This is a genomic window from Streptomyces spongiae, from assembly GCF_009377185.1.
Classification (GTDB): domain Bacteria; phylum Actinomycetota; class Actinomycetes; order Streptomycetales; family Streptomycetaceae; genus Streptomyces; species Streptomyces spongiae.
This window is the reverse complement of sequence record NZ_VJZC01000599.1, coordinates 1-5,988: the sequence shown is the minus strand read 5'-3', so window position 1 is coordinate 5,988 and position 5,988 is coordinate 1. Positions and strand designations below refer to the sequence as shown.

Here is a 5,988-nt window from a genome sequence, read left to right as displayed (position 1 = left end):
GTGGGCGGGTGGGAAAACCAACCCGAGAAGCAGCGCAGCTACCACCGCACAGGCGGCGGAGCCGTCAGCTGGTCTGCCAGGCGGGCCAGGCGGTCCCGGAGACGGCGGCGCCCCCGCGGCAGCGGCACCGCGTTCTCGCCCGCCGCCGCGCTCACCAGGTGCTGCACCGTGTCCAGATCCAGGTCGGTGTCCGCCGGCACGGACAGCGCCTCGTGGGCCATCGCCCCCAGCTCACGGTCCCCCGCGTCGAGCGCGAGCACCCGCGCCCCGGCCCGCCGGGCGTCGTGCACCCGCTCCAACAGCGCGTCGCCCGGAGCGGACGGCGACACCACGAGCAGCGTCTCGCCCCGCCGCGCAGCCGACACACGGCCCAGCCCCACCGCCAGATGAGCGGGGTCACAGGGGCGCGCCCCGTGCCGTACGAGCGTGGGGGAGAGCTCCGGCGTGCCCGACCACGCCGCCTCGTCCACGAGATGCGCGGCCAGATGCCACGGCTCGTACTCCTCCGTGCCCACGAGCAGCAGCCCGCCGCCGTACGACTCCACAGAACTCCTGAGCGCTCCCGCGAACCGGCGTGTGGCGACCGGCCACTCGGTCCCGGCGAGCACTTCCCGCAACAACGCGACCCGTACAGCGTCCATGCGCACGGATGCTGCCGCACACCACCACTCGTGACGCGACGTTCACCATGAATTCGCCCGAGTTGGGGACAGGGAAAATCCAGCCGCATCCCAAGGAGCCCCCCAAGGAGCCCACCCATGACCGAGAGCAGCATCCCCTTCCACGCCGGCCGCGAGGGGTACGCCAGCTTCCGTATCCCGGCCGTCGTCGCCACCGCCGACGGCACCCTGCTGGCGTTCTGCGAGGGCCGGGTCGGATCGCGGGACGACTTCGGGAACATCGACATCGTGCTGAAGCGGTCCACGGACGGCGGCCGCACCTGGGGCCCGCTGGAGGTGGCCGTGAAGAACGGCGACGACCTCGCGGGCAACCCGGCGCCCGTCGTCCTCGACACCGGCCGCGTCCTGCTCCTCCACGTGCGCAACGCGGCCCTCGCCACCGAGGACGCCATCCGGCGCGGTGCGGTGAGCGCCGCGGAGGGACGGCGCGTCTGGGTGCAGCAGAGTGACGACGACGGAGTCACCTGGTCCATGCCGAAGGAGATCACCAAGGAGACCAAGAGAGCTGCGTGGCGGTGGTACGCCACCACCCCCGGGCACGCCCTCCAGCTGAGCACCGGCCGGGTCGTCGTTCCTGCCAACCACTCCCTGCCCCCGGCCGGCACGGACACCGGCACGGAGGGCAGGTACAACGGCGGCCACTGCCTGCTGAGCGACGACCGCGGCGGGACCTGGCGCATCGGATACGTCGACGACAACACCGACGGCTACATCAACGCCAACGAGACCACGGCCGCCGAACTCCCCGACGGACGTGTCTACTTCAACACCCGCAACGACTCACCGTCCCCCGGCACCCGCGCCGACGCCCACTCCGCCGACGGCGGCACCACCCTCGTCAGGCCCTTCCGCCCCCAGGCCGGTCTCGTCGCCCCCGTCTGCGAGGGCAGCGTCCTCCAGCTCCAGGACCCCGACCTGCTCCTCTACTCCGGCCCGGCCGACCCCGGCTTCCGCGCCCTGATGACCGTACGGGTCTCCGAGGACGGCGGTACGACGTGGCGTTCCGCGCACACCGTCGACGGGCTGCCCGCCGCGTACTCCGACCTCGTCCGGATCGACGCGGACACCGTCGGTCTGCTCTACGAGACGGGCGACTTCAGCGCGTACGAGACGATCGCCTTCCGCCGGATCCCCGTGACCGCGCTCACCTGAACCGGGCGCCCGCCCGTGCGCCCCGCGCACGTAAAGTCGGGCCATGACCTCTAGTGACAGTGCAAAGGCTCCCGTGAAGGACCCGTGGGACCTGCCCGACGTGTCCGGGCTCGTCGTCGGCGTGCTCGGCGGCACCGGACCGCAGGGCAAGGGCCTCGCCTACCGGCTCGCCCGGGCCGGACAGAAGGTGATCATCGGCTCGCGGTCCGCCGACCGCGCGCGGTCCGCCGCCGAGGAGCTCGGCCACGGAGTCGAGGGCGCCGACAACGCCGAGACCGCCCGCCGCAGCGACATCGTGATCGTCGCGGTGCCGTGGGACGGCCACGGAAAGACACTGGAGTCCCTGCGCGAGGAACTGGCCGGCAAGCTCGTCGTCGACTGCGTCAACCCGCTCGGCTTCGACAAGAAGGGCGCGTACGCCCTGAAGCCGGAGGAGGGCAGCGCCGCCGAGCAGGCCGCCGCCCTGCTGCCGGACTCGCGGGTCACCGCCGCCTTCCACCACCTCTCCGCCGTCCTCCTCCAGGACCCGGAGATCGAGGAGATCGACACCGACGTGATGGTGCTCGGCGAGGAGCGGCCCGACGTCGAGATCGTGCAGGCGCTCGCGAACCGCATCCCCGGCATGCGCGGCATCTTCGCCGGTCGCCTGCGCAACGCGCACCAGGTCGAGTCCCTGGTCGCCAACCTGATCTCCGTGAACCGGCGCTACAAGGCCCACGCGGGTCTCAGGCTGACCGACGTCTAGGACGCCGTCGGGCATGGGGGACACTGGACGCCGTACCACCACTGACGTCCGACCGTCCTGTCAGGAGCCGACCCCCATGCCCCGCCTCGCCCTGTACGCCCTCGCCGTCTGCCTGCTCTCCGTGGCCGCCGCTGTGGTCTCCTTCGTCCAGGGCAGCTGGCTGGGGGTCGTGTGGGTGCTGCTGGCCGGGCTGTCGTCCAACATGACCTGGTACTACGCGCGGCGGGCGAGGATGACGAGGGCCGGGCGCGGTTCCGTCACGAAGTGACGCACACGTCGCTGCCCTCCTGCCAGAAGCGGTACAGATCGAAGCCGCAGTACGTCGCCAGGTCGCTGATGCCGAGGCCGCGCAGGACCGCGTCGACCGCGTCGAAGAACACGCCGTTCACCTGCGGGATCCACAGCACGGCGAACACCAGCAGCAGCCCGAACGGCGCCAGCGGCTCCATCTGGCGGCGGGCCTTGTGCGACAGCCAGGGCTCGATCACCCCGTAGCCGTCCAGGCCCGGCACCGGCAGGAAGTTCAGGATCGCGGCCGTGACCTGGAGCAGAGCCAGGAACGCCAGCGCGTACTGGAACGCCTGCGGGACGCCGTCCAGCGCGTCCAGCCAGAACGGTGCCGTGCAGACGACGGCGAACGCCACGTTGGTCAGCGGGCCCGCCGCCGAGATCAGGCTGTGCTTCCAGCGGCCCCGGATGCGCCCGTGCTCGATGAACACCGCGCCGCCCGGCAGACCGATCCCGCCCATGATCACGAAGAGGACGGGCAGCACGATGCTGAGCAGCGCGTGCGTGTACTTGAGCGGGTTGAGGGTCAGGTAGCCCTTCGCGCCGATCGAGATGTCGCCGCTGTGCAGGGCGGTGCGCGCGTGCGCGTACTCGTGCAGACAGAGGGAGACGATCCAGGCCGCGGTCACGAAGAGGAAGACGGCCATCCCGGGCTGCTCGGCGAACCCGGTCCACGTGGCCCAGCCCGTGACCGCCATCACGGCCACGATGCCCAGGAAGACAGGGCTGATCCTCCGGTCGCTCCGGCGGGACGCGGCGGTGGTCATGGGGTGTGCTCCCTGGTGTGGGCGGGGTGGGGACTGCGGGCGAGGGTAGACCGTATCGGTGCCGAGGGGGCAACGTCCTGCGGGCGGTCAGAGGTTCCTCCCGGTTCATGTCCGTTTCATGACCGTACAAAAACCCGGAAGCGTTGCCGGGCCGAGCGGGGACAATGGACCGGTGCGCTATCGCATCCTCGGTACCACCCAGGCGTTCCGCCCCGACGGCACCTCCGCTCCGGTCGGCGGAGCGCGGCTGCGTGCCCTGCTGACCGTGTTCGCGCTGCGGCCCGGGCGTACGGTGCCCGTGCCCGTGCTGGTCGACGAGGTGTGGGACGGTGACCCGCCCGCGGACGCGTCCGGCGCGGTGCAGGCGCTGGTCGGGCGGTTGCGCAGGGCGCTCGGGCCGGACGCGGTCGCCTCGGTGGACGGTGGCTACCGGCTGGTCGCGGGCGCGGACGATGTCGACCTCCACCGCTTCGAACGGCTCGTCGGTGACGGGGTGCGTGCGCTGGCCGACGGTGACGCGGCGAAGGCGGCCGTGGTGCTGGACGACGCGCTGGCCCTCTGGCAGGGGCCCGCCCTCGCCGACCTTCCCGACCGTACGGCTGCGGCGGCCCGCTTCGAGGCGCGGCGGCTCGACGCCTGCAGGGCCCGTCTCACGGCGGCCCTCGCCCTGGGGCAGGCCGAGCAGTACCTTCCCGAGCTCACGGCGCTGTGCGACGCGCATCCGCTGGACGAGCGTCTGCAGGGGTTGCGGTTGCGGGCGTTGCGTGACGCGGGGCGTACGGCGGAGGCGCTGGCCGGGTACGAGGACGTACGGCGGCTGCTGGCTGACCGGCTGGGTGCGGATCCCGGTGCGGAGCTGAGGGCGCTGCACGGGGAGCTGCTGGAGGGTTCCTCGCCCCCGCCGCCCCTACCTGTCCCATCCCTGGGGGCTCCGCCCCCAGACCCCCGTATCGGCCTTGCGGCCTCGTCCTCAAACGCCGGACGGGCTGATATTTCAGCCCCTCCGGCGTTTGAGGAGCGGGGTCCGGGGCGGAGCCCCAGACGCGGCAACCTCCGGTCCCGGCTCACCTCCTTCGTCGGGCGGGACGCCGAGATCGACACCATCCGGGGCGACCTGACGTCGGCCCGGCTCGTGACGCTGCTCGGCCCCGGCGGCGCCGGCAAGACCCGGCTGTCGCAGGAGGCCGGCGAGGCCGTCGCCGAGGCCGTCCCCGACGGCGTCTGGCTGGCCGAACTCGCCCCGGTCGACGACCCCGAGAACGTCCCGGAGGCCGTCCTCACCGCCGTGGGCGCCCGCGAGACCGTGCTCCGGGGCGCCGGCGCCGAGGAGATGCGGGCCGTGATGGACCGGCAGGACGACCCCGTCAGCCGCCTCGTCGAACACTGCGGCCGACGCCGCATGCTGCTCATCCTGGACAACTGCGAGCACGTGGTCGACGCGGCGGCCCGCCTGGCCGAGCGGCTGCTGGAGCGCTGCCCGGGACTGACCGTACTGGCCACGAGCCGCGAACCCCTCGGCGTACCGGGGGAGTTGCTGCGCCCCGTGGAACCGCTGGCACGGCCGTACGCGCTGCGGCTGCTCGCCGACCGCGGCGCCGCCGCCCGCCCCGGCTTCGACCCCGCGGACGACCCGGAGGCGGCGGCCGAGATCTGCCGCCGCCTCGACGGACTGCCGCTCGCCATCGAGCTGGCCGCCGCCCGGCTCCGGATGCTGACCCTGCGTCAGATCGCCGAACGGCTGGACGACCGGTTCCGGCTGCTCACCAGCGGCAGCCGGACCGTACTGCCCCGCCAGCAGACCCTGCGTGCCGTCGTCGACTGGTCCTGGGACCTGCTCGACGAGGAGGAACGGGACGTCCTGCGGCGGCTGTCGGTGTTCGCGGGCGGCTGCGACCTCGCCGCCGCCGAGGCCGTCTGCGGCCCGGCCGCGCTGGAGGCGCTGGGCTCGCTCGTCGACAAGTCCCTCGTGGTGGCTGCCTCCACCGATGAAGGCAAGATGCGCTACCGGCTCCTGGAGACCGTCGCCGAGTACGCGCGCGAGCGGCTCGACGAGGTGGGTGCGCGGGCCGTGGCCGAGCGCGCCCACCTCACGTACTACCGCGAACTCGCCCGCACCACCGACCCGTTGCTGCGCGGCCCCGGCCAACGCGCGGCGATCGCGCTGCTGGAGCTGGAGTACGAGAACATCCGCACGGCCCTGAGGCACGCCGTCGCCGAGCGCGACGAGCAGGAGGCCCTCGTCCTGGCGCTGTCCCTGTGCTGGTACTGGCAGATGCGCGATCTGCGCAGCGAGGCCCGCACCTGGTCCACCGAGGTCAAGGAGCTCGGCCCCGACCCCTTCACCGCCCCCGCGAGC

Annotated in this window: 6 protein-coding genes; 4 read left to right on the top strand and 2 right to left on the bottom strand. The window is 72.8% G+C overall.

Annotation, left to right across the window (positions count from 1 at the left end; genetic code table 11):
* Positions 1-38: 38 nt before the first annotated feature.
* Entirely contained in the window at positions 39-641 is a 603-nt protein-coding gene (locus tag FNH08_RS42505) for a hypothetical protein (RefSeq protein WP_152776859.1), read from the bottom strand.
* A 117-nt stretch (positions 642-758) separates the two neighbouring features.
* On the opposite strand from FNH08_RS42505, the gene FNH08_RS42500 reads away from it, so the two are divergent.
* From FNH08_RS42500 to FNH08_RS42490, 3 genes are read left to right on the top strand one after another with little or no spacing between them, the layout of a single operon-like run.
* Positions 759-1,832, top strand: a complete 1,074-nt coding sequence (locus FNH08_RS42500; protein WP_152776858.1) for a sialidase family protein — start codon at positions 759-761, stop codon at positions 1,830-1,832.
* 43 nt (positions 1,833-1,875) lie between these two features.
* Positions 1,876-2,577, top strand: coding sequence for an NADPH-dependent F420 reductase (gene npdG / locus FNH08_RS42495; RefSeq protein ID WP_152776857.1), 702 nt, complete (start codon positions 1,876-1,878; stop codon positions 2,575-2,577).
* Between the two features lie 13 nt (positions 2,578-2,590).
* Positions 2,591-2,845 carry a hypothetical protein gene (locus tag FNH08_RS42490; RefSeq protein ID WP_194238819.1) on the top strand — a complete coding sequence of 85 codons (255 nt, stop codon included), beginning with the start codon at positions 2,591-2,593 and terminating at the stop codon, positions 2,843-2,845.
* Here FNH08_RS42490 and FNH08_RS42485 read toward each other — a convergent pair.
* The gene (locus FNH08_RS42485; protein WP_152776855.1) at positions 2,835-3,632 is read right to left on the bottom strand and encodes a site-2 protease family protein; all 798 of its coding nucleotides are present in this window, start codon (positions 3,630-3,632) and stop codon (positions 2,835-2,837) included. The two genes, FNH08_RS42490 and FNH08_RS42485, sit on opposite strands and share 11 nt — an antisense overlap.
* 118 nt (positions 3,633-3,750) lie before the next feature.
* Here FNH08_RS42485 and FNH08_RS42480 point away from each other — a divergent pair.
* Positions 3,751-5,988, top strand: a 2,238-nt coding sequence (locus tag FNH08_RS42480; RefSeq protein ID WP_194238818.1) for an AfsR/SARP family transcriptional regulator, incomplete at its 3' end; no start/stop codon positions are given.

Coding starts and splice junctions, on each gene's coding strand:
- FNH08_RS42505 (WP_152776859.1), bottom strand. CDS start 641: ATGGACGCTGTACGGGTCGCGTTGTTGCGGGAAGTGCTCGCCGGGACC.
- npdG (WP_152776857.1), top strand. CDS start 1,876: ATGACCTCTAGTGACAGTGCAAAGGCTCCCGTGAAGGACCCGTGGGAC.
- FNH08_RS42500 (WP_152776858.1), top strand. CDS start 759: ATGACCGAGAGCAGCATCCCCTTCCACGCCGGCCGCGAGGGGTACGCC.
- FNH08_RS42485 (WP_152776855.1), bottom strand. CDS start 3,632: ATGACCACCGCCGCGTCCCGCCGGAGCGACCGGAGGATCAGCCCTGTC.
- FNH08_RS42490 (WP_194238819.1), top strand. CDS start 2,591: ATGGGGGACACTGGACGCCGTACCACCACTGACGTCCGACCGTCCTGT.